Source organism: Vibrio olivae (genome assembly GCF_042428525.1).
GTDB classification, from domain to species: Bacteria; Pseudomonadota; Gammaproteobacteria; order Enterobacterales; family Vibrionaceae; genus Vibrio; species Vibrio olivae.
On record NZ_JBHMEP010000005.1, the window covers coordinates 70,984 to 96,212 of the forward strand.

Here is a 25,229-nt window from a genome sequence, read left to right on the forward strand (position 1 = left end):
TATTAGTCACTGTTACTTGCCATGGTCACTCAATAATGGGGCCTGAATTTATAGTGTTGATTTTCTTTTTTATGATCGTCTGGAATGATTATTGGGCTTAGTAGTTCAGCTAGTTGAGCCAAAGCGTTTCTGCGTTCTTCAAGATAGTCATAGCGGTCGTAAATCCCTTCGACACCTTTTAGCTTATGGTTTAGGCAGCGCTCTGCTATGTGCCCAGGTATACTTATGCTAGCCAGAAGACTTCGAAACGTTCGGCGTAAATCATGAATGGTAAAATGTTTTATACCCGCCTCTCCTAGTTTATTGGCGGGAGGTTCCCCTGAGCGGACCTTCATACCAAAGAGCTTAGCAAGTGCATGATTTAGAGTATCATCGCTGATATAACCTCTACGCTTACTAGCTCTGCGAGCAGGAAATACATACTCAGAGCCGCATGCTCGTAGATATAGTTCTTGAAGATGACTTATTGCTAAAGAAGGTAAAGGAATAGTTATGGCAACACCTGTTTTGCTGCGCTCTTTTGGAATCTTCCATAGTTTTCTCTCTGCATCAAATTCGTTCCATTGCGCAGCGATTAGCTCTCCTTTTCGTACGCCTAAAATTAATAATAGAGCTGTAGCTAAGTAATTCTCACGTGTAAATTGCTCGATATTCTCCCGAAAAACTTTAAAGGTGATTTCTAACTCCTCAAGTGTGAGTACCCGAGTTCTACTGTGTTCGATACCACCCGCATGATGAACAGTAAATGCTTCAGCAGGATTGTTTTTCATTAAATCTAGACGGATAGCGTGACGGAATAGCTGCTTACAATACCCTAGTGCATCGTTGGCAATAGAGGGCCGTCCACTTAGGTTTATGGATTCAATTGCTTGGCGAATATCAAGTGGACTTATCCTTTCTAAGGATAGTTCACCAAAATGAGGGGCTAAGTCATTTTCGAATATGCGGCGGGGGATTTGAGGGTGCTTGAGTCGTTTTTCAATATCGTTTTTAAGCCAATCAGAAGCTAGATCGTTGACGGTTTGAATTTTTATCCCATCAGGTCGCCTTTTCTCTGCTAATGGATCAATACCTTGTTTGATTTCTGCCTTCACCTTTGCTGTTTCTGCGGCTGCATTCGCTAATGATAGATTCGGGTATTTGCCAAGAGTAATTTCTCGTCTCTTTCCATTCACTGTGTAACGTATAACCCAGAATCCAGAACCTTCATTACTTACCCGAAAATACAACCCATTCCCAGCTGCATATCGCCCAGGAGTTCCTTTCTTTAAGAATGACTTTACTTGTTTATCGTTTAGTCTCGCTGCCATTGTTTCCCTCTATATGTTGGTGACAGAAACTAGATAAGGAGAAATATACGACTAGCTACCAATCTTATGTCACCATTTCTGTCACCATTATTTTTAAACATAGAAAAACAAATGTAAACTGTTAAAAACAACAAAGCCCCGTAAATAGGGGCTTTGTTGTGATTTTTGAACCTATAAAAACAGCTTTAAACGCTATTCTATATTCTGGATCTGCTCGCGCATTTGTTCAATCAGCACTTTAAGCTCGACGCCAGAGGCGGTGATATCGGCGGAGATCGACTTAGAAGCCAAGGTGTTAGACTCACGATTGAACTCTTGCATCATAAAGTCTAAACGGCGTCCGCAAGCGCCGCCTTTATTCAAAATATTACGCGTTTCTTTGACGTGTGAATCGAGGCGATCTAACTCTTCAGCGACGTCAGATTTCTGCGCGAGAAGAATCAGCTCTTGTTCTACTCGCGTTGAGTCGAGCTCAATTTTCGCGTCTTCAAATTTTGTGGTTAGGCGTTCACGCTGCCACTCTAGAATTTCTGGCATGCGAGCACGTACTTTCACCACTTCTTGGTTGATTGACTCAAGACGTGCTTCAATCAGCGCTTTCATGTTGTCGCCTTCGCGGCCACGAGCTTCGATAAATTCACTCAGTGCATCATCAAATGCGGTCAGAAGGTCTTTATTAATTGTGTCGAGGTCCTGCTCTGAGCTTTCCATCACTCCTGGCCATTGCATGACTTGGAATGGATTGATGCGGCTTAGCTCGCCGGTCATGCTCATGACTTGATTGGCCGCTTTAATGACTTGCTCAGCAAGAGGCGCGTTGATTGACAGTTCGGTATTGGCCGCTGGGTTGGCTTCAAAGCGCAAGCTACATTCAACCTTACCGCGAGCCAGACGTTTGCGAAAACGTTCACGCAATACCGGCTCAATGCCGCGAAATTGCTCTGGCAGACGAAAGTACGTTTCTAGGTAACGTTGGTTGACCGAGCGGATTTCCCAGATAGCGCTACCCCATTCGCTTTTGACTTCTTTGCGCGCGTATGCGGTCATACTGTAAATCATTGTGTGTCCTTGTTCTCACTGAGAATGTGAATTGAAATCTGAGCTTATAGTAACATACAAACCTAGCACTAGGGCAAAGGCGATTGATGAGACTGGGAGTCATGTTGTGTCATCTTGGTGTCACCGGTTGGTCAGCGGATTGGAGCTTAGGGCTATAGAAAGGAAGCGGCTATGGGCTAGGCACTGCATGCCACTTCCTATATAATGCGCAACCAATTCCAATTGTCGCACTCGACCAGAAGGTAAAGCCCATGCGTCCAAACGACCGCGAGGCGGATCAAGTTCGCCCTATCAAAATCACCCGTCATTACACTGCTTATGCCGAAGGCTCTGTATTGGTGGAGTTTGGCAATACCAAAGTATTGTGCAATGCCTCTGTTGAAGAAAGCGTGCCGCGTTGGCTGAAAGGCCAAGGTAAAGGCTGGGTGACGGCTGAATATGGCATGCTTCCTCGTGCGACGCATACACGTAACCGCCGTGAAGCATCCAGTGGTAAACAAGGTGGGCGCACGCTTGAAATCCAGCGTTTGATTGCTCGTAGCCTACGTGCGGTTGTGGATCTTGAAGCTATGCCAGACCTGATGATCACAGTGGACTGTGATGTGATTCAAGCGGATGGCGGTACCCGTACTGCGTCAATCACTGGTGCGAGTGTTGCGATGGCCGATGCTTTCAATCAATTAGTGGCGCAAGGTAAGTTGAAAGCCAATCCGATGAAAGGACATGTAGCCGCAGTCTCTGTTGGTATTCTGGGTGACGACATTCTATGTGACTTAGAATACGTCGAAGATTCAGCCGCTGATACCGATATGAACGTTGTGATGACCGAAGACGGTCGAATGATTGAAGTCCAAGGCACGGCTGAAGGCGAACCGTTTACCCACGAAGAGTTGATGGATTTACTGTCGGTGGCGAGAAAAGGCATTGCCGATATCGTTGAAGTGCAGAAGTCGGCATTAGAAAGTGAATGATCGAATAGCTCCCAGTTAGGGGGCTATTTTTTTGTCTCGGTCTGGCAAAGCCGGGCAGAATGAGCAGGGTAATAGCAGGGAGTGTGCTGTTATCAGCAGTAATAACGTCGTTTTGTGATAATGAGTAATAAAGAGAGAAAGTGATGAAAGCATACCAGCGTGAATTTATTGAGTTTGCACTTGAGAAAGGGGTTCTTAAGTTTGGTGAGTTTACTTTAAAATCAGGGCGCAAGAGCCCGTGTTTTTTTAACGCTGGCCTGTTTAACACTGGACGCGATTTAGCAAGGCTAGGCCGCTTTTACGCGTCAGCCCTTGCCGATTCTGGTATTAAGTTTGATGTTCTGTTTGGCCCTGCCTATAAAGGGATTCCAATCGCAACCACCACGGCGGTTGCTCTTGCCGACCGTCATGATATCGACACACCTTACTGTTTTAACCGCAAAGAGGCGAAAGATCACGGTGAAGGCGGCAATTTGGTGGGGAGCGCGCTTGAGGGGCGCATTATGCTGGTGGATGACGTGATTACCGCAGGAACTGCGATTCGTGAATCGATGGAGATCATCAAAAATAACGGCGCGGATTTAGCGGGTGTATTGGTTGCGATTGACCGCCAAGAGAAAGGTAAGGGTGAGTTGTCTGCGATTCAAGAAGTGGAGCGAGACTTTAATTGCTCGGTGATCTCGATTGTCAGTCTTGGCGATTTGATTACTTACCTGGAACAAAGTGGCGGCGCCGATGAGCATCTTGCCGCAGTAAAAGCGTATCGTGAGCAGTATGGGATTTAATGGCTTTTAGCAATATCGCTTAGCGGTCGTAAGTGGTCACTTTGAACTCGATTCAGGGTCTCAGACTAAATAGTGTGATAGATGCTGATTTAGATTCTGAATCTGCGCTTCGCTGGTTCAGAATGACGAGAGATATGTATAAGTCATGGTCAATTGAAAAATCGCTTAGCTGTTGTAAGCGGTCACCCTGAACTTGATTCAGGGTCTCAGACTAAATAGTGTGATAGGGGATGATTTTAGACTCTGAATCTGCGCTTCGCGGGTCCAGAATGACGAGAGATACCTTTCAGTCATGACTAATCGAAAAAAGAGCCCAATGGGCTCTTTTTAGTAATGGATTATTTGTAGCGTACACCTTTTGGTGCGGTTTCATCTTCCATAGTCTTGAAGCGTTTATGCAGCCACATCCACTGTTCTGGAGCGCGAAGAATTAACTGTTCGACGTATTGGTTCATGTATGCGGCGGCCGCTTTTTCGTCTTTTTGTGGATAGTCGACCTCTATCGACTGATTGGCAATGATTTCATATTTGCCGTCTTCATTGCGAAACCCAGAGCCCGGAACAATTGCGCATTTACTGGTGTAAGCCAGAATACTGGTACCAGTCGTCGTGCAGGCATCAGGCACAGCAAAAAATGGCACAAAAACAGACTTATTACGTCCATAATCATGATCAGGCAGATAAAACAGACGCTCGCCTTGGCGTAGCACACGAATCATTTGTTTTAAATCTTTGCGGTCAATCAGGATGTTACCATCATGGCTGCGCCCCCAATGCTGAATCAGATTATAAACATCATTATCGTGAGGGCGGAACGCCCCATACCCACCTACGCCTAATACCGCCAAAGCACGAGCGGTAATTTCGAGGTTAAGGGCATGCACGCAGCACAGTAATACGCCTTTGCCGTTGGCATCATGTTGACGAAGGATTTCGGTATCTTTATCGATGATCAATCGCTTAAAGCGCCATGTTGGCCAAAACCAAGTAATGCCCGTTTCAATCAACGCCATGCCCGTATTTTTGAAGTTTTCTTCGACAAAGCGTGCGCGTTCACTCTCCGACATCTCAGGAAAGGCGAGCTCTAAATTACGGTTGGCGACTTTAACGCGAGATTTTCCAAAGCGCATTGCAAATTTACCCACGCCGCGGCCAATTTTTAGCAGCAGGGCGTAAGGCAAAATATTTACAAATAATGCCAGAAAACCAAATCCAAGCCACACCCCCCAATGACGAGGATGAAGCATCGAAAAGCGAAACTCAGGGGCAGCGTATTTACTTTTACTCATAGTGATTACTTGATTTGAGCGCTCAGCAATGCCCAGTACTCATCAAAGTTTTCCGTTGGTTGATATTTGAAATCAGAGCGTACAAAGCGGTTAAGACTGCCCTCAACTTGCCCCAGTAATTGGGCAGCAAGGATATGTTCATCAACAGGAAAGGCTTTATTCTCACGCAGCCTACGCTCTCTTAATATTTGACGCAGTGAGGTCTCAATGCGTTCAAAAAGCTGGTTGATTCTCTCACGAAGTCGTTCATTTTCAAACATTAGAGCATGTCCGGAGAGAATGCGTGTCAGACCTGGGTTACGCTCGGAAAACGCCAAAATCAACTGTAATACTAAACGAATTCGCGTCAGGGTATCTTTCTCTTCATCAAAAATGCGATTGATGCGTGACATCAGCGATTCCTCGATGAATTCGATTAAGCCTTCGAACATACGCGCTTTACTTGGGAAATGACGATAAAGCGCTGCTTCAGACACTCCCACTTGTTTAGCCAGTTTCGCCGTGGTGATGCGAGAGGCGCCTTCCGCAGACTCCAGCATTTCTGCTAATGCTTGCAGAATCTCTTCACGACGATTTGATTTTTTTGTACCGACCATGACCTTTCCCTTTTACATTACAACACACGGTCCTCCTTCAGGCGAAGGACCGAGTAATAGACGATAAATTGACTCAAATGAAATGGTTAATTTGTACTTAGCTTTTGTGAAATCAGTAATAAAATTTGTTGTGCGATTTCATCTTTAGAAGCCAGTATAAGTGATTGCTCACCTTGCTCCCAGTATACGGTGATCATATTGTCGTTGCTATTAAAGCCTTGACCTTCAACCGAGACATCGTTAGCACAAATCATATCCAGCTGTTTGTTTCTCAGTTTACTTTTAGCGTAGCGCGCCACATCTTGAGTCTCAGCAGCAAAGCCAACCGTGAATGGGCGCTGCGAATTTAACGCCGCCACTGAGGCTACTATATCGGGGTTTTTGACCATGGTCAGCGTCATACTGTCGCTATCATTGGTTTTTTTGATCTTCTGCTCAGCAACCTCTTCAGGGCGATAATCCGCCACGGCCGCACAGCCAATAAACACATCATGCTGCGTGGCATGATGCATCGCTTGTTGATGCATTTGCTCTGCACTTTCAACATTGACTCGCGTCACACCAGCAGGTGTGGCTAGGGCTACGGGGCCACTGATCAGGGTCACATCGGCGCCTAAACGCTTAGCCTGCTGGGCCAAAGCAAAGCCCATTTTACCTGAGCTGTGATTGCTGATATAGCGTACAGGATCAATCGCTTCGCGAGTTGGCCCTGCGGTAATGACGATTGACTTCCCCGCCAGAGGTTTAGGGCCAAAGTAGTCTTCACAATGTTTGACAAGCTCCATGGGCTCGAGCATGCGCCCTGGCCCAACGTCACCACATGCTTGTTCGCCGGCGCCAGGCCCCCAAATCATCATTCCTCGACGAGCAAGGGTTTCAACGTTCTCTTGGGTTGCGGCATTGCGATACATTTGCTGGTTCATGGCTGGAGAAACGGCAATAGGCGCATCGGTCGCTAAGACCAAGGTACTGAGTAGGTCGTTGCCCATGCCCGCTGCTACGCGTGCAATTAAATCGGCGGTCGCTGGCGCTAAAAGCACTAAATCTGCCCATTTCGCTGACTCAATATGACTCATCGACGCTTCGGCGCTTGGGTCAAGTAAGCTATCTGCGACAGGACGACCAGATACTGCTTGCATCGTTAATGGGGTAATGAATTCCTTTGCTGCGCTGGTCATAACCACTTGAACTTGTGCTCCTCGCTCAATAAGGCGACGGGTTAGCTCTGCACATTTATAGGCAGCAATGCCGCCACTGATTCCGAGTAAGATCTTTTTTCCGGCTAATGTTTGCATGTGTGCTCTCCAAATTGCTGAATGGATTTTACCACAAACACAAAGCGTGTTTTGAGCATGATGATTGTCAGCTGCGCTTTTTTCCTCATAAAAGCAGGAAGATATCTGGCGGGTAGTCAAGTTCGTTCAAATTAATGCAGTATGGCGCTGAATTTCTGATGGTAATTCTACATACCGATTGCAGTTAAGTTATGACTGCGGCGAACAATCTTCGTATTGCACTCGACATTTAAAACAAAACGCGTGGAATAAGCGCACCATGATGCAATCGAGCGTAATTAAATGGCGATAAAACATTTACCCAGTGAGTCGATGCCAAGGGAAAAGCTACTGGCTCGCGGTCCTAGCGCATTAAGTGATGCGGAGCTGCTGGCTATCTTCTTACGCACGGGGACGCCTGGAATGCATGTGTTAGATCTCGCGGATCAGCTGCTAAAACAAGCGGGCTCCTTACGTGGGCTATTGACGGCCTCTAAAGCTGATTTTTGTCGGCATAAAGGATTGGGAGAAGCCAAATATGTTCAGCTGCAAGCTGTACTGGAAATGACTCAGCGCTACTTACTCGAAACATTGCATCGCGGTGAAGCGCTGACCAGCCCGCAGCAGACCAAACTCTATTTGTCGAGTATTTTACGTGACCGTCAGCGAGAAGCTTTTTACTTACTCTATCTCGATAATCAGCATCGTGTGATTCATGATGAAATCTTATTTGAAGGTACGCTAGATGCGGCGTCAGTGTACCCAAGGGAAGTGGTGAAGCGTGCACTAGAGCATAACTGCGCAGCGGTGATTCTTGCTCACAATCACCCCTCAGGGGTTGCCGAACCCAGTCAAGCCGATAGGCGTATTACACGGCGAATTAGTGACGCTTTGGCGCTGGTAGACATTCGCGTACTTGATCATTTTGTCGTTGGAGATGGAGACGTCGTCTCTTTTGCGGAACGAGGCTGGATATAAGAAGGTAAAAAAATTTATTTTTAAGGATCGAGTGAGAATATTTTTTAGCCAAACCGAATGCGATATCTTGTGATTTATTTTTGAGCATATTTTTACTCATCTCAGCATTTTTTAGCTCAAAAAGACAAAATAAATTTGGTTTTTATCGGCCGGATAATTGGTTTGTGGTATAGCTTGGATTAAGTATAAATTTACGATTTTATTTCCATTAAAATCATAATCTTAATGTTTTAGTGTTAGTGGGTTTATATCAAGGGTTTTGGAGGCCTTGTATAGCTTCAACTACCGAGGATATGAGCTTATTACGTTCGTAGTGACATTTTAGTTGTTCACAGCCCGAATTCTGATACAATCCTCCGACATTTTTTAACTTATAATCAGCTCCGGTTAAAAAAAGATCTCGAATTTCGAGAAAAAGGATCTGTGCGGGTCTTGAGCAATGCTAGTCAAGTTAGTATAATGCGCGACCTTTGATAGCCTTGTATGGATTTTCCATAACGGTTTTAAACCTCTATTTTATTCATTAGCAATAGAGAGGTTCGGCCACCAAGGTTGATATCGAGCTGAAACGATTTGGAGAAGACATTCATGTCCCGAGTATGCCAAGTAACTGGTAAGCGTCCAGTAACGGGTAACAACCGTTCACACGCACGAAATGCTACTAAGCGTCGTTTTCTGCCGAACCTACAAACTCATCGTTTCTGGGTAGAGAGCGAAAAACGTTTTGTTAAACTACGTCTAACTGCTAAAGGCATGCGTATTATTGATAAGAAAGGCATCGATGCTGTTCTTGTTGATATCCGTGCACGTGGCGAAAACGTTTAAGAGGAATTAAACAATGGCTAAAGGCATTCGTGAGAAAATCCGTCTAGTATCTTCTGCAGGTACTGGTCACTTCTACACAACTGACAAGAACAAACGCAACATGCCAGGCAAATTTGAGATCAAAAAGTTTGATCCAGTAGTTCGCCAGCACGTTGTATACAAAGAAGCAAAAATCAAGTAATTGATTGCGACTCTTTGCAGCTTGTATAAAACCCAACTTTCGAGTTGGGTTTTTTATTGCCTATAAATCCTCATCGATACTTCCTCGTTCTCACCCGTTTTTCGAATTTTGGTGATTCCGCCATCCTGAACTCGATTCAGGATCTAAAGCCACTAAGTTAAGATTCTGAATCTTCGCTTCGCTGGTTTAGAATGACGAAAATAGGATTCAGCGCGACTCTTGGAATTCCTCGGCATTGCACCCTCTTGAATTTGTCCCTTCCTCTTTCCTGAACTGCCCATTCTGTCTTCCTGAACTTGTCCATTAGGTCACCTTGAACTTGAGCATTTTGTCATCCTGAACTTGATTCAGGATCTAAAGCCACAAAGTTAAGATTCTGAATCTGCGCTGCGCTGGTTCAAAATGACGAAAATAGGATTCAGCGCGACTCTTGGAATTCCTTGGCATTGCACCCTCTTGAATCTGCACTTCGCTGGTTCAGAATAACGAATGCCTTTATCCACTAGTGTTTGATACCAATATGCCTTGCTGACTAGCGCGATAAATAGCAATTTCATATACTGCATAAGCCCAATTTGATAAGGACTATGTATGCGTGTGTCTCCCGCTCGCCGTCGACGCTGGAATAACATTCTTATTCTATGCATCATCGGTTTTATTGCGTTGATAAATCTGCCTTCATTGATCAAAAGCTATTTATTGGAGCCTCCTGCGACCCCTTATCCATCGGTACTTATTAATGACGCTACCTTAACAGCTTTGCACTTTAATTATGGCGTTCTAGAGCTGCGTGATGGCGAGTGGGAAGCGAATTTTACAGTCAAAGATAGTCCGCCCCAGCTAGCTCAGCGATGGCAAACCCTCGTTGGAACTCCTGTCGATGAAGAGACTTTTGAGCAGCTTGAGCCAAATCTAAAGGGCCCACAATCGATAGAAGCGTGGTATCGAGATCGAGAAGAGCCACAGCGAATTACGATTTATCGCAGTCCACAATTTTGGTTGATGAAGAACGATCAGCAGCGTTGGGTCGCGGTAACTGCAGAGCGAACAGATTTGTTCCCTCCTATACCTAAACAACAATAATGGTATGCTAAATACCTCCGTCGAATCAGTTAGTGAGCATCATGCCTGAATTACCAGAAGTTGAAGTCAGCCGTATGGGGATTTCTCCTCATCTTATTGGCCAATCCATTGAATCTATTACGTGGCGTACACCAAAGTTACGTTGGCTGATTCCTGAAGAACTTCGCCAACTCAGTGGGCAAGTTATTCGTGGTATCTCTCGCCGAGCGAAATATTTGTTGATTGAAACAGACAAAGGTTGTGCGATTGTTCATTTGGGGATGTCTGGCTCCCTACGAGTGCTTGATGCAGCGCTACCTGCGGGTAAACACGATCACGTGGATCTGACATTAAGTAACGGAAAAGTTTTACGTTACAACGATCCACGTCGTTTTGGTGCGTGGTTGTGGTGCGATGTTGATAAGCAGCATAGCGTATTTGCCAAATTAGGCCCGGAACCGTTAACGGATGACTTTTCGGTGCAAACGTTTATCGAACGCGCAAAAAACAAGCGTGTGGCGGTAAAGTCTTTCATTATGGACAACCACGTAGTGGTGGGCGTGGGCAATATTTACGCCAACGAAGCGTTATTCAGTGCGGGGATTGATCCAAGACGTCCTGCTAATCAAGTTAAAGCGAGTGAATGGACGCTGCTCGTGACAGAAATTAAAGCCGTATTGGCAAAGGCGATTCAGCAAGGTGGCACTACTTTAAAAGATTTTGCGCAGGCCGATGGCAAGCCCGGCTATTTTGCTCAAGAGTTACAAGTTTATGGTAAGGCGGGCAAACCATGCCCACAATGTGTAAATTTAATTGAAGAGATGAAAATCGGCCAACGAAATACATTCCTTTGTTCGTATTGTCAAAAGTAATAAATTAAGAAAATTAATTATTATTATGTGTTCAGGTTAATATATTTACCTTTATTTGGGGCGAATATAGAGTTATATTTAAGCTATATACAGTGTGTTGTTTTGTATAATCAATAATACATATGAGTTGAATATGAATATTATTCCTGAGAATCAATTAAAGATTTTTGTTATAACGACTGGAGATTCAGAGCGAGTCTCTAGAATTAAACAATACCTAAAAGAAATTGACTTTGAGTTTGTGTACTCAGATTCTTATGAAGATCTTTTAGGATTGGAAAGAAAATATAAAAAATATTCACATAAGTTTAGACAAAAAGCGATTATGGCAGGTGAGATAGGATGCTTCAAAACTCACTCCAAAGCATGGAAAAAAACTGTAGAATTGTCTAAGCCTTCAATTATTATTGAAGATAATGTTGAGTTTATTGATGATATTTCTAAATTAACTAGCCAAGATACGTTAGAATATATACAAACGTATGGATTAGTGAACTTTACCAGTTTCAGCTATCTATTAGATCCAACAAAACCTTTTAAAGTTTCCGATGTTAAGGAGAAAAAGCCTTTCCCTACGGTCTGTTATGGCGTAACTCCAATGAGAGCCTATGATTTGTTGAAACATATGCGTAAGACGCCTTACTCACTCCCCATAGATAAGTGGCTATCTATTCCAAAATTAAGTGGCTGCTATGGGTATATTAGCCCTCTGGTTTTTGCAAAAAGACAAGAAGACCTTAAAAGTATAGCAAACAAAAGAAAAGGTAAGAAAACAATCAATCCTATTAACTTTTTATATCGAGCAGTTAATAAATTAAAATATAAGTACTAAGCTATATCAATTGGTTTAGTTTACATATTTAAAATACTTTTGTGCGACCAGGAAGCTAATGATTTTCTCTTGTTTGTTATTACGGAATTGAGCAACCCACGCTTGAGCATTTTTTATTATTTTCTCTGCTTCATTAGGGTGAGCTAAATAATAGTCCATCTTTTCAATTAGATCTGAAAAGTCATCTTTGATTTCGACATAATGGACTCCAGCTTCAAGTCTTCCCTCCATAAACCAAGTTTCGTACCTTAGCTTCGGAGTTATACATAATGAGTTTGATGACATGATCCACTTGAGGTTAGTCGCCACATCTTTGCCTTCGAGGCTTAATATAAACTTATACTGGAGTTGCTCTTCAATACTCATTCTCGGAACAACAAATTCTGGTTGTTCACCCTTCTTTGTATCTGTTCGGCCAACGTTACACCTTGGATGGTGAAAATACTTATCAAGTAGTAAACGGCGATTAGGGCGAAAGCCCGTTCCTCGCCATACGACGTCGTCTTTTTTATTTCGATAATCAAGAGTATCGTTGGCAAATTGGTAATGGCGAATAGCATTGAGTTTTAAAAGTACCGAGTTACTGTTGTCCTCGTTGATTGGTCGACTTTTGACAAAGCTTGGATGTTTAGGGACTTCGATAACATCGCCATTGATATAATGAAATTGTTTCTCGGGTGAAAAACACTTTACGACTTTATATAAATCGAAATAGTAGGTACTGCCTCCTGTTTGCTTAAATGAGGCGATTTTTGTTGCCGTTTGAGGATCAAGAGAACATGGTTGGTTCAACTTACAGTAATAGTTGACTCGGTCCTGAAGCTCAATTTTTTGATGTTCTTGCAAGTCAGCGAGCTGCTTTTTTCCATACCAACGCATTAAAAATTTCGGGAGAAGGGTGATAAACCCATGATATAAGTAATAGCGCGCTTTGATCATACGTCGACTTTTTTCTTTACCGCATCACTGATGACTTGAGGAACAAAATTACTAATATCGCCACCATGGATGGCGACTTCGCGCACGATGGTGGAAGAAAGAAAGGCATACTCTTCAGACGGAGTAAGGAAGATGCTTTCAAGACCCGGAAGGAGGCGGCGATACATATTGGTTAACCCAAACTCATATTCAAAATCAACCGTGGTTCTTAGGCCGCGGACCAGTAGATTGGCTTTTTCATCACGAGCAAAATCAACCAGTAGCCCGCTAAAGCCTTTGGTGGACACATTAGGAAATTGTTTCGTTGCTCGCTGAGCAAGTTCAACCCGCTCTTCAAGGGTAAACATAGTATTTTTCGACGGGCTTGCTGCTACCGCAATCACGACCTCATCAAACATATGAGCTGCGCGTTGAATAATGTCTAGATGCCCATTGGTTAATGGGTCAAATGTTCCGGGGTAAATGACTTTATTGGTCATGTGCGACTCGAACCTTCTGATAAATCTCTTGATAAAGCAAAGCAGTATGTTTGATATCAAACGCTCTTAGTTTTTGTTGTGCCCCATCAATGAGTGACGCTCTTAGCTCTGAATGGGTTTGAACTTCAATGATGGCGTTTGCAAGCCCTTGAGCATCGCCAGGAGTAATAAGTAACCCGGAAACTTGATCTTCAATAATATCGGGTATGCCACCAGCGTTACTACCAATAGCGGGTAAGCCTGCCTGCAACCCTTCCAGAATCACAGAGCCTAATCCTTCAGTATAGGAAGGATGAACCATTAAATCAGCGGCTTCAAACCAGCAACCCATGTTGCTTTGCTTTCCCATAAAGCTGACATTGCTTAGCCCATTGGCTTGGGCCTCTAAGCTTGCTCTTTCTTTGCCATCACCTAACAGCGCAAAATGAATATTAGTATGACTAGCTTCAAGTTGTCGGGCAGCTTCGATCGTCACATTAAAGCCTTTGTGTTTTAACATGTTTGCTGCATGAATCACTAAAAACTTATCACCAAATTGTGAGCGAATTTGCGCTACTTGAGAGTCATCTACAAGGTAACTGACCGGAGAGCTAGGAATTTTATAAGTTGTCAGGCTTGGATATGCGGAAGCAATACAGTTGACGATCTCTGTACTTAAGCCGACGGCAGCCTTGGCATTTCGGTAGGCGATATTAGCTAACCATTTCTTTTTCAATGGGTTATCGATTCTACGAGTGACAATATATGGCACGCCAAACAACTTATACTGCAATAGAGCCCAATAGATGGCTCTTCCTTCATGCACATGAATCAAATCACACCCTCGTGTGACGGCGTGTCGATGCGCTTGAAAATAAGTTTTTGCCAGTATTAGTCTGCAGCCTAATTCACGAATCGCTTTGGCAAATGGGCTTTTGGGGTTAGCAACAACCGTCAACTGATAGCCCATCGCGACTTGCTGTTTAATTAACTGCAAGGTTTGGTTTTCACCACCATGGTAACCCGACGCTAAATTTACATGACAAATGTTCATTTTTTTTCAGTCTTTTTTGGTTTGTTCACGTACTCTCTGAGCCACAAGTCAGCGTAGCGGGTAAAAGTGGTATTGGCACTAAGAATCGCAAGCAGCAACCCATGGCGACCATCGAGAAAACCGCGTTTGACAATATACATTTTTAGAAAGCGGAATAACCCGTGTAGCATGGCGCTTGTGAGTGAGGCTGACTTTTTGCCTTCACGTTGATCCGCCCAAGCTTGCATATACTGCTGAGTTTTACGTGTGTACTCGTTAAGTTGCTCATAAGTAAAATGTTTCAATCGCCCTTGTAGAGAAATAACCTCAAACCCCTTAGGGACTACCACACTTTCATGAACGAGCCCGTCGTTGTATTGAGTCTCTTGGGTTCTGAATAAGCGAACAACCCAATCCGGTGACCATCCGGAGTGGTTAATTTGTTTACCAAAGGCCGTCGTCAACCGATTGATTCTGTAAACGTGTTGTGGACGATGTGAAGCGATAGCGGTTTGAATACTGTTTTTTAATTCAGGTGTTACTCGCTCATCGGCATCCAACCAAAGAACAAATTCAGACTGTACATAGCTTTGTGCTAGTTGACGTTGCTTGCCAAACCCTGGCCAATCAGTATTGGTATAAAATTTATCCGTAAACTGGCGCGCGATTTCTTCCGTTGCATCATTGCTGCCAGAATCAAGAATGACAATTTCGTCGACCCATTCGTAGACACTTTCTAAACAGGCCTGTAGGTGTTTTGCTTCATTTTTGACAATTAAGGCAACGGCTAAAGTCGGTTTATTCAATGGTGATATTTCCATTCATTAATTGGAACAAAATTGTTGAATCGCTTTATCCAGCATCGCGATCACATCTTGTGACTGAATGCGCTGCATAGCATGTTTATCTTGGACACGTGTACGCCAATCTAGCTGTTCAACCGGTTTGCTGTGTTCGGCTTCAATGGCTTCTTGATAAGCGGATACTACGTAGTCGCGATATTGATATGGGCAGGTTCGATCTGGGTTATGATGTGCATACAAGCCAATCACTGGTGTATTCATGGCATTCGCCATGTGAGCCGGCCCTGTATCTGGCGCGATGACTAAACTCGCGGCATCAAGTAATGCTAGCATCTGTTTAATACTGCTTTTGCCCACTAAGTTGAGTACGGATGTGGTTAATTGGCGCTCAATGTCACTGGCTAAGTCGAGTTCGACTTGAGCAGGGCTGCCTGCCAAAATAACGCGAAAGCCTTGGCTTTGGGCGTATTCAATGACCTCGACGTAGCCTGTAGACGTCCAGTTTTTGTAGGCTTTACTTGCCGCCGGCACCACAACCAAATTGCGTTGCTCATGGCTTAAATGCTGCTTCGCCCACGCATTATCATCATCACTGTAGGGAATAGACCAAGTTGGCGTCATATCCGAGACACCGAGAGTTCGGCCAAAGGCCAGTAAACCATCCAATACATGGGGCTCGGCAGGAGAAGGCACTTTTATATTAGTAAACCAGGTTTGAAAGTCTTGGCTGCGCTTCGCATCAAAGCCAAGCTTGTAACGTGCCTTGATGCCCAATGTTGCGATGCTCGCTCTAAGGGCATACTGCATATGTAAAAGTGCATCAAACTGGTGGTTGGCTAACTGTTTCCAAAGTTGGCGATAAGCTTTAAAGCCCTGCTTTTTATCAAACACGACCACGTCTATCCCGGGCAAATCCTCGATCAGTTTGGCTTCGAGTTTTCCAGTAATCCAAGTAATCGACGTAGAAGGCCAAGCACGTTGAATCGCTTGCACGGCTGCCACCGTATTACAAACATCTCCAATCGCGGAGAGTCGAAGAACGCAAAGTGAATTTGGTGCAGTTGTAAACAGAGCCATTACAATTTTTTCGGTAACAAAAATTACCAGCGATTATGCAGACCGACCGCGAAAATGTAAAATGGACATCGCTTTTTTGAGCACTGTATGCAAGGCTTGGACGCAGATTATGACAGTATTCCGCAAACCTTTTACGATTTGGGTACGATGAAGACATTAAAACAAACAAATCAAGTTATTTGGTATAACGACACTTTACTTAAAGAGCCGCCGAGTAAATGTTTTGACCCTGCATTTTGGCAGCAAAATGGAAAAGTGATTGGTAGCGCTCAAGGGCGGGGAACCACTTGGTTTGTGCAAACCGAGACCCTACCCGCAGCCTTACGTCATTATCGTCGTGGGGGGCTATTTGGTAAGCTGGTGAGTGATCAATACGGGTTTCAATCGTGGCAAAAGACACGGAGTTATCAGGAATACCAACTGTTAGAGTGGCTAGCAAGTCAAGGCGTAAACGTGCCTAGGCCGATTGCTGCCAGAGCTGTGCGCAGCGGGTTAATTTACCGAGCCGATATTCTAAGTGAAAAAGTAGCCAATGCTCGTGATTTAGTGGACATTCTTCAGCAAGCGCCTCTATCTGTAGAAACGTATCAAGCTATTGGGCAGCAAATTCGTAAAATGCATGATGCTCAGGTCAACCATACCGATCTCAACATTCATAATATCTTACTCGATGATCAGCAACGTGTATGGATTATTGATTTTGATAAGTGCTATCAGCAAGAGGGAGAAAATTGGAAGGCCTCCAATTGGTCGCGTTTAAAGCGCTCATTCCTCAAAGAGAAAGCCAAGCGTGGTATCCATTGGAATGAAAACGATTGGAAGGCACTGTTTTCGGCATCGATGTAAATCGGCGATTCAACGCTTTATCCAATAAGCCAAGTAGAGATTCTGAATCTGCGCTTCGCTGGTTCAGAATGACGGAAAGTGTAGTGCTAAGAACGTCTGTTGGAGCCATCCCTGATTTTATACCTTAATGCATGCCCTGAACTCGATAACTCCATTCGTCATCCCTGACCTGACAACTCGAGACGTCATCCTGAACGTGATTCAGGAGCTAGAGTAGTAAGGCATAGATTCTGAATCTGCGCTTCGCTGGTTCAGAATGACGCAAAGTGTAGCGCTAATAACGTCTGTTGGCGCTATCCCTGATTTGATACCTTAATGCATGCCCTGAACTGGATAATTCCATTCGCCTTCCCTGACCTGACAACTCCGGACGTCATCCTGAACTTGATTCAGGATCTCTTCGAAAAGCCCATGAGAAACCGTAACGGCATCGGTCCAGAATGACAAACACGCTAATTCAGCTCCTTAAAGCCACTCTAACGTGCGTTGTAATGCCCCCGAGTTACGCTCCATGAACTGCTTCGCCTTCGCAATGATATCGTCTTGGGGCTCAGCCAACTGCGTTTCCAGCGCCAAAGCTAACTCATTGGCATTATTGATAACCGATACGACTCCAAGCTCAAGGAGTTCCTCGGTGATTTGCTTAAAGTTATAGTAGCTGGGGCCTGTAATCGACGGCATATTGATTGCTGTCGGTTCAAGTAAGTTGTGCCCACCCACTTTATCGCCAAGCAAACTTCCTCCCATAAAGCATACATCGGCGGCGCCAAGCAGGAGGAGCATCTCTCCCATCGTATCCCCAAGATACACTTGGCAATCGGAATTTATGTCGTGAGCTCCATTTTGTGTTCGACGTTGAGTATTGAAGCCTTGAGTTATGCAGAGTTGATACATCGCATCAAAACGCTCTGGGTGCCTGGGTACCAAAATCAGCAGTGCCTCGGGGCTGCGCTTTAATAGCGCTTGATGCGCTTCAAGAACTTGCTCGTCCTCGCCCTTATGAGTACTCGCGGCTATCCATATTGGTCGCTTCACGCCTAATTGCTGGCGTAATTGCTGGCTTTGTTGGCGAACTTGATCGGCAACTTGAATATCAAACTTAATAGAACCTGTTACATGCAGCTTGTTGGGCTCTACGCCAAGCTGAGAAAAGCGGTCAGCATCGGCTTGGCTTTGGCATAAAATCTGAGTCAGTGAAGGATGCACCAAATTAAAAACTGGTTGGACGCGCTGATAATTTTGTCGGGATTTCTCTGATAGACGAGCGTTAACGACGGTAATCGGAACGCCCGATTTAGCAACACAATATAGCGTGTTGGGCCACAGTTCAGTTTCTATGATCACCATTTTCTGTGGCTTCACCGCTTTAAGAAACCCGCGGACAGCGAAGCAGAAATCAATCGGCATATAACGATGTTCGACTAAGTCGCCGAGCTTTTCGACTTGCTCAGCGCCCGTGGACGTTGTGGTTGTGACCACAATTGGTAAACTTGGGTTGCTCTGCTTCAGTGCTTTGATTAATGGCGTTGCGGCAATCACTTCTCCAACCGAAACCGCGTGAACCCACAGTGGACGCTGTGATGTAATTTCCGGTGTGAGACCAAAATGTTCTTTCCAGCGTTTACCAATGCTTGGCTTACCCGGCTTCTTCTTATACAAGGACATTAGCAACAAGGGAGAAGCCAAGAGTAAGAGTAGGGTGTAGAGCAGCCGAACAATCAACATAACAGTTAAATAATACGATCCATTTTTTGAATGCCGTTAATCACTTGTTGGGGAGAGAGTTCGGTTAAACATTTTAAATGCTTAAATCGACACTCTCGCTGAAAGCAAGGACGGCACTCGATGTCGGTATGAACGATTTCCACTTTCTCGGCCAATGGTGGAGTGTATTTAGGCGATGTCGAGCCGTACACTGCGACAACATTGCACCCAACGGCTGCGGCGACGTGCATGAGCCCAGAGTCGTTACTCACTACGGTGGAGCAGGCAGCCAGTAAGTCGACCGCCTCAATCAGAGAGGTTTGCCCAGCGAGTACGTGGATGTTCTCTTGGCCTTCTAATGACACTTTTGATTTGATCGACTGACAAGTTTCAACATCTTTTTGTGAGCCAAACAGCCAGACTTGTTTGCCATTGTTGACTGCAAACTGGGCCACTTCAGCATAGTGAGCTTCTGGCCACTTTTTCGCAGGGCCAAATTCGGCACCAGGACACAGGCCGATAGCGTCAACTTCTGAAGACAGTTGAAATTTTTCTAGTGTTTTTTGCTGTACTGGGATATCAATCGTCAGTTTTGGTTTCGGTAGAGTGTGTATACCACCCAAAGAGTGTGAACTTTCCATTTCAGTACGTGGATGGGCAAGTGCGACATAACGCTCAACCATATATTGAAAGGCTTTCTTATTTGGACGCAGATCATTGAGTAGAATGTACCGACTTTCTCCTTTCCAGCCCGTTCGTGTTGGAATATTCGCGAACCAAGGAATCAGCGCTGATTTCGCGGAGTTAGGTAGTATGTACGCATGGTCGTATTGGTTACGTAGCGACTTGCCGATTTTACGCCGCCCCCATAAATTAAACTCACCGTGGCCGATAGGCATTTCTAGTGCTTTATTGACTTCCGGCATACGCTCAAGAATGGGCTTACACCAAGCAGGGGCAATCACATCGATGGTTGAATTTGGGTGCTGCTGCTTGAGCGTAATATAAAGAGATTGAGACATCACCATATCGCCCACCCAAGATGGGCCGATAATTAATATTTTCACAATGCCTCCTGTTTATTAAGTTGCGACTTTTCTTCCAGACGAATGGCTAATGCCGCCAAAATAACCAAACCAAATGAAAAGACCAGTATGCCGGAATGATGAGCGAGATAATGCTGAGTTAAGCTAAACCCCATTACCATCAAAATATGCATACAGCCCATTATACTTACCGCTTTGAGTTGTGAACTCTCGACTTGGCATCCCACTCTTAGTTTCCGGTAGAAAAACCGCAAGGGGACGAGAAATAAAGCGAATAACACAGCAACACCGATAAGACCTTTGGTTTGCAACTCCTCTAAATATTGGTTGTGAGCCCGTTTAAACTTGAGCACACCTCGGGTTACTAACCCTTGCTCTATTTGTTTTTGTTTTTCTGCGGGGACGCCGTCATGGCCAACACCAAATAGTGGATGTTCTATGCCGGTATGCAGCGCCGATTTCCACATCTCGAGGCGGTAACCAGAGGAGGTATTGGTTTTGTTGTTAGCGTACTGAGCTAAGTCTTGAATAACTAAATCAACGCGAGTTTTGATTTGTGGGTAGGCCATAAAAGAAATGGCGAAAATAGCACACAGTGCAATCATAAGTTTTTTCTTGTTTAGGCAGTGGCGATAAGCCCACAAACTAAGAACCATAATAAATGGCGTCAATAGCCATGCGCCGCGAGCGCCAGAAAGCAGCGTTGCTAACAAAGCGAATGCAGCGCCACAGCCACAAATAATGGCATAATGTGTTTTCTTTTCATGCACGTAATGCAAAAAACTGATTAGGCTAAGTGTGCCTAACCAAGCACAGATTCCGCCGATTTGAATCACCATATAACCAAATCCTAGGAAGGCTCTTCGATTTAGGCCAACAGAGAAATAAATGGCAATAATCCCGCTGGCAATTGAACCGACAGCAATCGCAACCATAATGGTATTTAGGCGAGGTGGGTATCGATATAACAAACCAAGCGCTAAGGCCGCCAGTAAAGCCCGGCTGGGCATATCAATCGTACTAAACGGTTGTTGGTAAACAACCATTTCTAGCGCATAGACAAGAAAATAACCGCATAAAGCAAAGGTTATCAGCCTAATGTCCGAATTCACGAGATAAACACGCCACGTTTTTGCCACCATAACAATGGCTAAAAGACTCAATGTAATCGCGGCGAAACTGTAAGAGTTTGGCGTGACTGTCAGCGTGGCAAAAAATGCCGCACTAAGGAATGTGACCCAATGCGATAACGTGAGATTGCGAATAGAGTGGCCACGGAAGAAAGAAAAGCACATTTCAAAAATCTCCAGTTAGGCCAAAATTATCTGTAATTGCTGACGCTTGAGCGTTAGGGCCAAATTGGATATAAGTACACCCGTCAAGGAGCTCGTTAAGCCATTCTCCTGCTGCCCCAACATTGATAAGTTGTCTGTCATCTATGGTTACTTCTTTAATTTTTGCTTCGCAAGCTTGTAGACATTACTGCCGTCTTGCTGAGTTTTGAGCAGTTTGAGAATCCACATATATTGTTCAGGGTATTGACCAGCCTGCTGTTCAATAAAAGCGTTCATTTTACGAGCATCTTGCTGTTCAGTTCCTGTCGGAAAATTCTCAAAAGCTGGAAAAATTTCTACCACATATCGACCAGTTTTGGCATCGATCATTGAATAAACTGGGACAATGACCGCTTTACTGACTTTAGAAAGCTTACCTAAACCAGGCAATGTGGCCTTTGTGGTGGCAAAAAAATCGACAAAAATACTGTGTTCGGGGCCATGATCTTGGTCGGGGAGGTAATAACCCAGGTAGCCATCACGCACCGATTTGATAAACGGCTTCACACCGCCGCTACGCTCATAAACCCGGCCGCCATATTGAACGCGTTGGCGGTGCATGAGCCAATCCATCACTTCATTGCTCTGCTTTTTTGCCATCGCGGAAACGGGCATCCCTTTCGATGCCAAAAGTATGGCGGGGATATCAATGGCCCAAGTGTGCGGGACCAACAGAATGGCATTTTTCCCTTGCGATAGGACATTTTCTATATTCTCTAAGCCGCGAATATCACACTGTTGAGTTAACCAATGTTTGCTACGTAGCGTTAACAAGCTAAAGCCAGTGAGAAATACACCTGCAGTGGTGAGCGTTTGCTTCAAAATCTCTTCGCGTTCTTGCTCGCTTTTTTCAGGAAAACATAACTCCAGATTAACCCAAGCGGTAAGTGCTGTGCTCTTACGTTGCTTGGCTAACCAACCTGCAACTTTGGATGATAGCCAGTAGCGAAGACGAATTGGCAACAAAGCGACAGGAATCAGTAAAACCAGCGTTAGCCATGTTCCCCAATATTTGGGTTTAAGAAAATGCCACTGAAACGTGGGATTATAGGCAAGAGGATCAAAATCATTTTGTTGGGAAGCAGACATAAATTACCAAAGCATAAAGGCTTGACGCCGTTATAAATGTCGAAGATATCAGGCAGAAAGTATAGCAGTGAATATTTAGGGTTAACAGCGTATACAAGGCGTGAAAGCGTAGGTTATGAGCTCAATATAACAATATTTGGGTAAAAAAATAGGTAAAGCTTTACTCAAGCTCTACCTATTGACCCTCTAGTATTCAATGTGATGAGTAGTGATTAGTCGCTACCGAACAAATCGCGAGTGTAAACTTTTTGTTCAACATCTTTGAGATCGGCGGTCATGCGGTTAGAAACGATCACGTCTGACTCTTGTTTGAATGCATCAAAATCGGTAATCACGCGAGAGTTAAAGAAGGTTTCTTCTTTTAACACCGGTTCATAAACGATAACTTCAATGCCTTTGGCTTTAAGGCGTTTCATAATGCCTTGAATCGAAGAGGCACGGAAGTTATCTGAGCCTGCCTTCATGATTAGGCGATAGATACCGACGACTTTCGGTTGCTTCTTAAGAATCGACTCAGCAATGAAGTCTTTACGGGTAGTATTGGCATCAACAATGGCACCAATAATGTTGTTGGGCACATTCTTGTAGTTGGCTAACAGCTGCTTAGTATCTTTGGGTAAGCAATAGCCGCCATAACCAAATGATGGGTTGTTGTAATGGCTGCCAATTCGTGGGTCTAAACCAACGCCTTCAATGATTTGACGGCTGTTCAAGCCATGGGTTTCTGCGTATGAATCTAGCTCGTTAAAGTAGGCAACACGCAGTGCCAGATAGGTGTTAGAAAACAGCTTAACGGCTTCCGCTTCGGTTGAGTTCGTGAACAAAACCGCGATGTCTTCTTTTTTAGCGCCTTCAACTAATAGGCTAGCGAACTTCTCTGCACGCTCAGACTGCTCACCGACGATAATACGTGACGGATACAAGTTATCATACAGAGCTTTCCCTTCGCGCAAGAATTCAGGCGAGAACATAATGTTGTCACTACCAAGCTCTTGTTTTACTTTTTCAGTATAACCGACTGGAATAGTTGATTTAATCACCATTACTGCTTGTGGGTTAATCTCTTGTACTTGCTTGATTACCGCTTCAACAGAGGAGGTATTAAAGTAATTGGTTTGCGGATCGTAATCCGTTGGTGTCGCAATAATAACAAAATCAGCGTCTTGATAAGCAGCAACGGCATCTAATGTTGCCGTGAAATTCAAAGATTTATTGGCAAGAAAATCTTCAATTTCCGCATCGACTATCGGAGATTGCCCTTGATTTAGCATTGATACCTTTTCTTCAATAATATCAACAGCGACAACTTGGTGATGCTGGGCTAAAAGCATCGCATTGGATAGGCCGACATAGCCGGTACCTGCAACTGCTATTTTCAAAATAAAACTCCAATCTATTAAAAATTCTTATCAAAACGGGTAAGTGGTTGCCCTAATTTCTATCTATCTTTGATGGCTTTTTAAACAGCCAAACAGCCAAACAGCCAAACAGCCAAACAGCGTGAACATGAACCTCAACCCAAGAGATGATCATCAGCACTATCAACTGTCGTCATTCAAAATCTAAGCTGCCGTCATCCTGAACTTGATTCAGGATCTCTAGCACCAACCCACAACCTGGCCTCTCTAATCCAGAATGACCAAACACACTTTGCAGTTGATGCTTCGGAACAACGTTGTTAATCAAAGATAAATAACGAGCCAACCTCTTTTGTATAATTTAACTCGATTTTATTCGAAGCTCGTGACTCGTTATTAAGAATGAGCGAGATTACTTATTGATAATCGCCATGTATTCTGCAACACCTTGAGCAACGGTTTTAAACGTATGTTGGCAGCCTGCCGCACGTAACTTAGTGAGATCAGCCTGTGTATACTCTTGGTAGGCGCCTTTCAAATGATCTGGGAATGGAATGGTTTCGACTTGGCCTGTCCCGTGATGCTTAATCACCGCCTTGGCCACTTCATTAAATGATTCAGCATGACCTGTCCCTAAGTTAAAAATGCCAGATTGCGCATTTTCCATAAACCATAAGTTAACTGCAGCGACATCGCCTACGTAAACGAAATCACGTTTAAAGTCTTCACTACCAGCAAACAGTTTTGGGTTTTCCCCAGCATTCATTTGGTTATTGAGGTGGAAGGCAACAGAGGCCATTGACCCTTTATGCTGCTCACGAGGACCATAAACATTGAAGTAACGAAAGCCCGTAATTTGCGATAAGGTTTCGCCATGAGCTTTGGCATCTTCCCAAACGCGGCGTACGTAGTTGTCAAACTGCTGTTTCGAGTAGCCATACACATTAAGTGCGCCTTCATACTCTTTTTCTTCAATAAACGTTTCAGTTTCGCCGTAGGTTGCCGCTGAAGAGGCATAAAGGAAAGGAATATCACGCTCTAAACAGTAATGAAGTAACTCTTTTGAATACTCATAGTTATTGAGCATCATATACTTACCGTCCCATTCAGTGGTTGCTGAACAAGCACCTTCGTGAAAAACCGCTTCAATGGGGCCAAAGTTATCACCCGCCATGACTTGGGTAAGGAAGTCATCACGGTCCATGTAGTCGGTGATATCAAGGTCTACCAAGTTTTGGAACTTTCTTCCATTTTTTAAGTGGTCGACTACGAGAATGTCATTGATACCTTTATCGTTAAGAGCCTTAACAATGTTGCTGCCAATCATGCCAGCGCCGCCGGTGACGATAATCATACGTATTCCTTTGAATTATTAGATCTGAGGCAAATATAACATGGCGCGAAGCATTCGCCATCACTAGTGTTTTAAGATAGAATTTTAGCGAATTTTGTGCGTTACCTCTAGATAAGACAAGCATTTTGGGAGCTTCACCCAAGGGCGGTAGCGT

The 25,229-nt window shown here is 44.3% G+C and carries 25 protein-coding genes; 9 read left to right on the forward strand and 16 right to left on the reverse strand.

Going from position 1 to position 25,229, the window contains the following annotated elements:
* Window positions 1-29: 29 nt before the first annotated feature.
* Together ACFFUV_RS15495 and ACFFUV_RS15500 are read right to left on the reverse strand one after the other, a co-directional pair.
* Window positions 30-1,310 (reverse strand): tyrosine-type recombinase/integrase, encoded by a 1,281-nt coding sequence (locus ACFFUV_RS15495; protein WP_390194492.1) that lies wholly within the window; start codon window positions 1,308-1,310, stop codon window positions 30-32.
* Between the two features lie 192 nt (window positions 1,311-1,502).
* Window positions 1,503-2,369: a YicC/YloC family endoribonuclease gene (locus ACFFUV_RS15500; protein ID WP_390194493.1), complete on the reverse strand. Its 867-nt coding sequence runs from the start codon at window positions 2,367-2,369 to the stop codon at window positions 1,503-1,505.
* Window positions 2,370-2,620: 251 nt separating this feature from the next.
* Between ACFFUV_RS15500 and rph the strand changes: the two genes are divergently transcribed.
* Together rph and pyrE are read left to right on the forward strand one after the other, a co-directional pair.
* Entirely contained in the window at window positions 2,621-3,340 is a 720-nt protein-coding gene (gene rph / locus ACFFUV_RS15505; RefSeq protein WP_390194494.1) for a ribonuclease PH, read from the forward strand.
* A gap of 143 nt (window positions 3,341-3,483) precedes the next feature.
* Entirely contained in the window at window positions 3,484-4,125 is a 642-nt protein-coding gene (pyrE, locus tag ACFFUV_RS15510) for an orotate phosphoribosyltransferase (protein WP_390194495.1), read from the forward strand.
* 338 nt (window positions 4,126-4,463) lie between these two features.
* Here the strand turns inward: pyrE and ACFFUV_RS15515 are convergent, their stop codons facing one another.
* The 3 genes from ACFFUV_RS15515 to coaBC form a co-directional block, all read right to left on the reverse strand.
* A complete protein-coding gene (locus ACFFUV_RS15515; RefSeq protein ID WP_390194496.1) occupies window positions 4,464-5,414 on the reverse strand; it encodes a Kdo(2)-lipid IV(A) acyltransferase in 951 nt (316 codons plus the stop codon).
* A gap of 5 nt (window positions 5,415-5,419) precedes the next feature.
* Complete coding sequence (gene slmA / locus ACFFUV_RS15520) at window positions 5,420-6,010, reverse strand: nucleoid occlusion factor SlmA (RefSeq protein WP_390194497.1); 591 nt, start codon at window positions 6,008-6,010, stop codon at window positions 5,420-5,422.
* An 86-nt stretch (window positions 6,011-6,096) separates the two neighbouring features.
* Entirely contained in the window at window positions 6,097-7,305 is a 1,209-nt protein-coding gene (gene coaBC / locus ACFFUV_RS15525) for a bifunctional phosphopantothenoylcysteine decarboxylase/phosphopantothenate--cysteine ligase CoaBC (protein ID WP_390194498.1), read from the reverse strand.
* Between the two features lie 282 nt (window positions 7,306-7,587).
* On the opposite strand from coaBC, the gene radC reads away from it, so the two are divergent.
* From radC to ACFFUV_RS15555, 6 genes are all read left to right on the forward strand, one after another.
* The gene (gene radC, locus ACFFUV_RS15530; RefSeq protein ID WP_390194499.1) at window positions 7,588-8,262 is read left to right on the forward strand and encodes a RadC family protein; all 675 of its coding nucleotides are present in this window, start codon (window positions 7,588-7,590) and stop codon (window positions 8,260-8,262) included.
* 588 nt (window positions 8,263-8,850) lie between these two features.
* Window positions 8,851-9,087 (forward strand): 50S ribosomal protein L28, encoded by a 237-nt coding sequence (rpmB, locus tag ACFFUV_RS15535; protein WP_004728407.1) that lies wholly within the window; start codon window positions 8,851-8,853, stop codon window positions 9,085-9,087.
* Window positions 9,088-9,100: 13 nt separating this feature from the next.
* Window positions 9,101-9,268, forward strand: a complete 168-nt coding sequence (rpmG, locus tag ACFFUV_RS15540; RefSeq protein ID WP_004728408.1) for a 50S ribosomal protein L33 — start codon at window positions 9,101-9,103, stop codon at window positions 9,266-9,268.
* 591 nt (window positions 9,269-9,859) lie between these two features.
* Window positions 9,860-10,351 (forward strand): hypothetical protein, encoded by a 492-nt coding sequence (locus tag ACFFUV_RS15545; RefSeq protein WP_390194500.1) that lies wholly within the window; start codon window positions 9,860-9,862, stop codon window positions 10,349-10,351.
* A 41-nt stretch (window positions 10,352-10,392) separates the two neighbouring features.
* Window positions 10,393-11,202 (forward strand): bifunctional DNA-formamidopyrimidine glycosylase/DNA-(apurinic or apyrimidinic site) lyase, encoded by an 810-nt coding sequence (mutM, locus tag ACFFUV_RS15550; RefSeq protein WP_390194501.1) that lies wholly within the window; start codon window positions 10,393-10,395, stop codon window positions 11,200-11,202.
* Between the two features lie 133 nt (window positions 11,203-11,335).
* Window positions 11,336-12,034 carry a glycosyltransferase family 25 protein gene (locus ACFFUV_RS15555; RefSeq protein WP_390194502.1) on the forward strand — a complete coding sequence of 233 codons (699 nt, stop codon included), beginning with the start codon at window positions 11,336-11,338 and terminating at the stop codon, window positions 12,032-12,034.
* A gap of 15 nt (window positions 12,035-12,049) precedes the next feature.
* Here the strand turns inward: ACFFUV_RS15555 and ACFFUV_RS15560 are convergent, their stop codons facing one another.
* Genes ACFFUV_RS15560 through ACFFUV_RS15580 form a run of 5 tightly spaced genes read right to left on the reverse strand, consistent with a single transcriptional unit; the run spans window position 12,050 to window position 16,344 of the window.
* Window positions 12,050-12,973, reverse strand: coding sequence for a glycosyl transferase family 90 (locus ACFFUV_RS15560; protein WP_390194503.1), 924 nt, complete (start codon window positions 12,971-12,973; stop codon window positions 12,050-12,052).
* Window positions 12,970-13,452: a pantetheine-phosphate adenylyltransferase gene (gene coaD, locus ACFFUV_RS15565; RefSeq protein WP_390194504.1), complete on the reverse strand. Its 483-nt coding sequence runs from the start codon at window positions 13,450-13,452 to the stop codon at window positions 12,970-12,972. Before coaD ends, ACFFUV_RS15560 begins: the two co-directional genes overlap by 4 nt.
* Window positions 13,442-14,485 carry a glycosyltransferase family 4 protein gene (locus ACFFUV_RS15570; RefSeq protein ID WP_390194505.1) on the reverse strand — a complete coding sequence of 348 codons (1,044 nt, stop codon included), beginning with the start codon at window positions 14,483-14,485 and terminating at the stop codon, window positions 13,442-13,444. The genes coaD and ACFFUV_RS15570 overlap by 11 nt, the downstream gene beginning before the upstream one ends.
* Window positions 14,482-15,270: a glycosyltransferase family 2 protein gene (locus ACFFUV_RS15575; RefSeq protein ID WP_390194506.1), complete on the reverse strand. Its 789-nt coding sequence runs from the start codon at window positions 15,268-15,270 to the stop codon at window positions 14,482-14,484. Before ACFFUV_RS15575 ends, ACFFUV_RS15570 begins: the two co-directional genes overlap by 4 nt.
* Before the next feature lie 18 nt (window positions 15,271-15,288).
* Window positions 15,289-16,344, reverse strand: a complete 1,056-nt coding sequence (locus tag ACFFUV_RS15580; protein ID WP_390194507.1) for a glycosyltransferase family 9 protein — start codon at window positions 16,342-16,344, stop codon at window positions 15,289-15,291.
* Between the two features lie 147 nt (window positions 16,345-16,491).
* Between ACFFUV_RS15580 and ACFFUV_RS15585 the strand changes: the two genes are divergently transcribed.
* On the forward strand, window positions 16,492-17,190 hold the full coding sequence (locus ACFFUV_RS15585; protein WP_390194699.1) for a 3-deoxy-D-manno-octulosonic acid kinase: 699 nt from the start codon (window positions 16,492-16,494) through the stop codon (window positions 17,188-17,190).
* A gap of 465 nt (window positions 17,191-17,655) precedes the next feature.
* Here the strand turns inward: ACFFUV_RS15585 and waaA are convergent, their stop codons facing one another.
* The 6 genes from waaA to rfaD form a co-directional block, all read right to left on the reverse strand.
* The gene (gene waaA / locus ACFFUV_RS15590; RefSeq protein WP_390194701.1) at window positions 17,656-18,912 is read right to left on the reverse strand and encodes a lipid IV(A) 3-deoxy-D-manno-octulosonic acid transferase; all 1,257 of its coding nucleotides are present in this window, start codon (window positions 18,910-18,912) and stop codon (window positions 17,656-17,658) included.
* Window positions 18,913-18,920: 8 nt separating this feature from the next.
* Window positions 18,921-19,964 carry a lipopolysaccharide heptosyltransferase II gene (waaF, locus tag ACFFUV_RS15595; protein WP_390194703.1) on the reverse strand — a complete coding sequence of 348 codons (1,044 nt, stop codon included), beginning with the start codon at window positions 19,962-19,964 and terminating at the stop codon, window positions 18,921-18,923.
* On the reverse strand, window positions 19,958-21,235 hold the full coding sequence (locus ACFFUV_RS15600; protein WP_390194508.1) for an O-antigen ligase family protein: 1,278 nt from the start codon (window positions 21,233-21,235) through the stop codon (window positions 19,958-19,960). The genes waaF and ACFFUV_RS15600 overlap by 7 nt, the downstream gene beginning before the upstream one ends.
* A 147-nt stretch (window positions 21,236-21,382) precedes the next feature.
* Window positions 21,383-22,363, reverse strand: a complete 981-nt coding sequence (lpxM, locus tag ACFFUV_RS15605) for a lauroyl-Kdo(2)-lipid IV(A) myristoyltransferase (protein WP_390194509.1) — start codon at window positions 22,361-22,363, stop codon at window positions 21,383-21,385.
* A gap of 212 nt (window positions 22,364-22,575) precedes the next feature.
* On the reverse strand, window positions 22,576-23,742 hold the full coding sequence (locus ACFFUV_RS15610; protein WP_390194510.1) for a nucleotide sugar dehydrogenase: 1,167 nt from the start codon (window positions 23,740-23,742) through the stop codon (window positions 22,576-22,578).
* Between the two features lie 391 nt (window positions 23,743-24,133).
* Window positions 24,134-25,075 carry an ADP-glyceromanno-heptose 6-epimerase gene (rfaD, locus tag ACFFUV_RS15615; protein WP_390194511.1) on the reverse strand — a complete coding sequence of 314 codons (942 nt, stop codon included), beginning with the start codon at window positions 25,073-25,075 and terminating at the stop codon, window positions 24,134-24,136.
* Window positions 25,076-25,229 lie beyond the last annotated feature (154 nt).

Excerpts from the sequence above, each read along its gene's own strand:
- ACFFUV_RS15495 (WP_390194492.1), bottom strand. The coding sequence starts at position 1,310 with ATGGCAGCGAGACTAAACGATAAACAAGTAAAGTCATTCTTAAAGAAA.
- ACFFUV_RS15500 (WP_390194493.1), bottom strand. The coding sequence starts at position 2,369 with ATGATTTACAGTATGACCGCATACGCGCGCAAAGAAGTCAAAAGCGAA.
- rph (WP_390194494.1), top strand. The coding sequence starts at position 2,621 with ATGCGTCCAAACGACCGCGAGGCGGATCAAGTTCGCCCTATCAAAATC.
- pyrE (WP_390194495.1), top strand. The coding sequence starts at position 3,484 with ATGAAAGCATACCAGCGTGAATTTATTGAGTTTGCACTTGAGAAAGGG.
- ACFFUV_RS15515 (WP_390194496.1), bottom strand. The coding sequence starts at position 5,414 with ATGAGTAAAAGTAAATACGCTGCCCCTGAGTTTCGCTTTTCGATGCTT.
- slmA (WP_390194497.1), bottom strand. The coding sequence starts at position 6,010 with ATGGTCGGTACAAAAAAATCAAATCGTCGTGAAGAGATTCTGCAAGCA.
- coaBC (WP_390194498.1), bottom strand. The coding sequence starts at position 7,305 with ATGCAAACATTAGCCGGAAAAAAGATCTTACTCGGAATCAGTGGCGGC.
- radC (WP_390194499.1), top strand. The coding sequence starts at position 7,588 with ATGGCGATAAAACATTTACCCAGTGAGTCGATGCCAAGGGAAAAGCTA.
- rpmB (WP_004728407.1), top strand. The coding sequence starts at position 8,851 with ATGTCCCGAGTATGCCAAGTAACTGGTAAGCGTCCAGTAACGGGTAAC.
- rpmG (WP_004728408.1), top strand. The coding sequence starts at position 9,101 with ATGGCTAAAGGCATTCGTGAGAAAATCCGTCTAGTATCTTCTGCAGGT.
- ACFFUV_RS15545 (WP_390194500.1), top strand. The coding sequence starts at position 9,860 with ATGCGTGTGTCTCCCGCTCGCCGTCGACGCTGGAATAACATTCTTATT.
- mutM (WP_390194501.1), top strand. The coding sequence starts at position 10,393 with ATGCCTGAATTACCAGAAGTTGAAGTCAGCCGTATGGGGATTTCTCCT.
- ACFFUV_RS15555 (WP_390194502.1), top strand. The coding sequence starts at position 11,336 with ATGAATATTATTCCTGAGAATCAATTAAAGATTTTTGTTATAACGACT.
- ACFFUV_RS15560 (WP_390194503.1), bottom strand. The coding sequence starts at position 12,973 with ATGATCAAAGCGCGCTATTACTTATATCATGGGTTTATCACCCTTCTC.
- coaD (WP_390194504.1), bottom strand. The coding sequence starts at position 13,452 with ATGACCAATAAAGTCATTTACCCCGGAACATTTGACCCATTAACCAAT.
- ACFFUV_RS15570 (WP_390194505.1), bottom strand. The coding sequence starts at position 14,485 with ATGAACATTTGTCATGTAAATTTAGCGTCGGGTTACCATGGTGGTGAA.
- ACFFUV_RS15580 (WP_390194507.1), bottom strand. The coding sequence starts at position 16,344 with ATGGCTCTGTTTACAACTGCACCAAATTCACTTTGCGTTCTTCGACTC.
- ACFFUV_RS15585 (WP_390194699.1), top strand. The coding sequence starts at position 16,492 with ATGAAGACATTAAAACAAACAAATCAAGTTATTTGGTATAACGACACT.
- ACFFUV_RS15600 (WP_390194508.1), bottom strand. The coding sequence starts at position 21,235 with ATGTGCTTTTCTTTCTTCCGTGGCCACTCTATTCGCAATCTCACGTTA.
- lpxM (WP_390194509.1), bottom strand. The coding sequence starts at position 22,363 with ATGTCTGCTTCCCAACAAAATGATTTTGATCCTCTTGCCTATAATCCC.
- rfaD (WP_390194511.1), bottom strand. The coding sequence starts at position 25,075 with ATGATTATCGTCACCGGCGGCGCTGGCATGATTGGCAGCAACATTGTT.